Genomic DNA, 1,424 nt, shown 5'->3' with positions numbered 1-1,424 from the left:
GAGCGGCGTCCGGTGCGTGCTCTGGGGGTACCCCCTGCTCGAAGAGCTTGGGGGAGTGCCGGCCGGAATCCCTCGTACTGGATGTACTCGGGCTGTCGGCCGGTGCGGCGAGAGGGCGTGCCGGGCGTCGCGACGGGGCGAACGTCGCCTGCCGGGGCACTAGGTGTGGTCTGGGCCGGTGAGCAGGAGGTGGCAGCCCGGCGCGGCGGGCGTCCGGCGTGCCGGGGCCCTCCCCGAAGTGTCCGTGGTGGAGGGCTCCCGTCCGTGGTGCCGGCTCAGACCTCCAGGTCGTTTTCGATCCGGCGCAGCTGGTGGCGGGCCATCGCCAGGTTCGCGCGGCTCGCGTCGAGCACGAGGTACAGGAACAGTCCGCTGCCTCCGCGCCCCTTGAGCAGGCGGATGAGGTGGTACTGGGAGTTCAGGGTGATCAGGATGTCCTCGATCTCCTCCTTCAGGCCCAGGAGTTCCATGGTGCGCAGCTTGGCCCGTACGACATCGGTGTTTCCGGCGGCGGCGACTTCCAGGTTGAAGTCCTTGCTGCCGCCGAGGGTGCCGAGCGCCATGCCGCTGGTGTAGTCGACGAGTGCCGCGGCCGTCGCTCCTTCGACGGAGCTCAGGCATTCCTTCAGCGCGGTCTCGGTGTTCGCCATACAGACGGTTCCTTTCGGTCGGTGTTTCTTCGTTCGGTGTTTCTTCGGTCGGTCGGGAGGTTCGGGAGGTGCGGAAGGTTCAGATGCCGGTCTGCGGGCGCGGCTGGTGGGTGGGCCGCTGCGGGGTGCGCACCGGGAGGGTGCCGATGGGGCGGGCGGTGCCCGGGGGCGCCGCCGCGAGGTGTTCGGCGGGCGCGGGCCGGTCGGCGTGGCGGCCGGTGCCCGGTCCGACGTGCGTGGCCACCAGGTCCGCGATCCGGGCGCCGCTGCGTCGGCCCTCCAGGTGGAGGCGGCCGACGTTGACGCGGTCCTCGGCGAGGAGGGTCAGGACGGCGGTCGTCCCGGCCGCGTAGGTGGCGACGTAGCCTCCGGAGCCGCGCACCAGCAGCTCGCGGAAGTCGCCGCGCGCTGCGGCGTCGGTCATGCGGTGGGCGACGCCGAGGGCGGCGGCGGTGAGCGCCGCGAGTCCCTCCGGCTCGGTGTCCGGGACGTCGTGGGCGAGGACGAGTCCGTCGACGGTGGCCGCGAGCGAACCGGTCAGCCGGGGTATGCGGGTGCGGAGCCGACGCAGTTCGTCGAGGACGTCGGTCTCGACGGCCATGAGCAGTCTCCTTTCGGCACGCTGTCGTCGCGCGCGGATCACAGTGCCTCCAAGGCGTGCAGGAGCCGTCGCAGCAGTGCGGTGTCGGGCTCGTCCGGTGCCGTGGGACGAGGGGCGGGGCCCGGCTCGGCGGACACTGGAGCGGAAACGGAAGCGGGGGCGGGGGCTGGGAC

General features: G+C 72.5%; 2 protein-coding genes. Both read right to left on the bottom strand.

The window, feature by feature from the left end:
* Positions 1-275 precede the first annotated feature (275 nt).
* Entirely contained in the window at positions 276-650 is a 375-nt protein-coding gene (locus tag AOQ53_RS16565; RefSeq protein ID WP_059418099.1) for a roadblock/LC7 domain-containing protein, read from the bottom strand.
* A 79-nt stretch (positions 651-729) separates the two neighbouring features.
* Positions 730-1,251, bottom strand: a complete 522-nt coding sequence (locus AOQ53_RS16560) for a roadblock/LC7 domain-containing protein (protein ID WP_059418097.1) — start codon at positions 1,249-1,251, stop codon at positions 730-732.
* Between the last annotated feature and the right edge of the window lie 173 nt (positions 1,252-1,424).

The sequence above is a fragment of the Streptomyces azureus genome, assembly GCF_001270025.1.
GTDB lineage: Bacteria > Actinomycetota > Actinomycetes > Streptomycetales > Streptomycetaceae > Streptomyces > Streptomyces azureus.
This window is presented reverse-complemented; position numbering and strand designations above follow the sequence as displayed.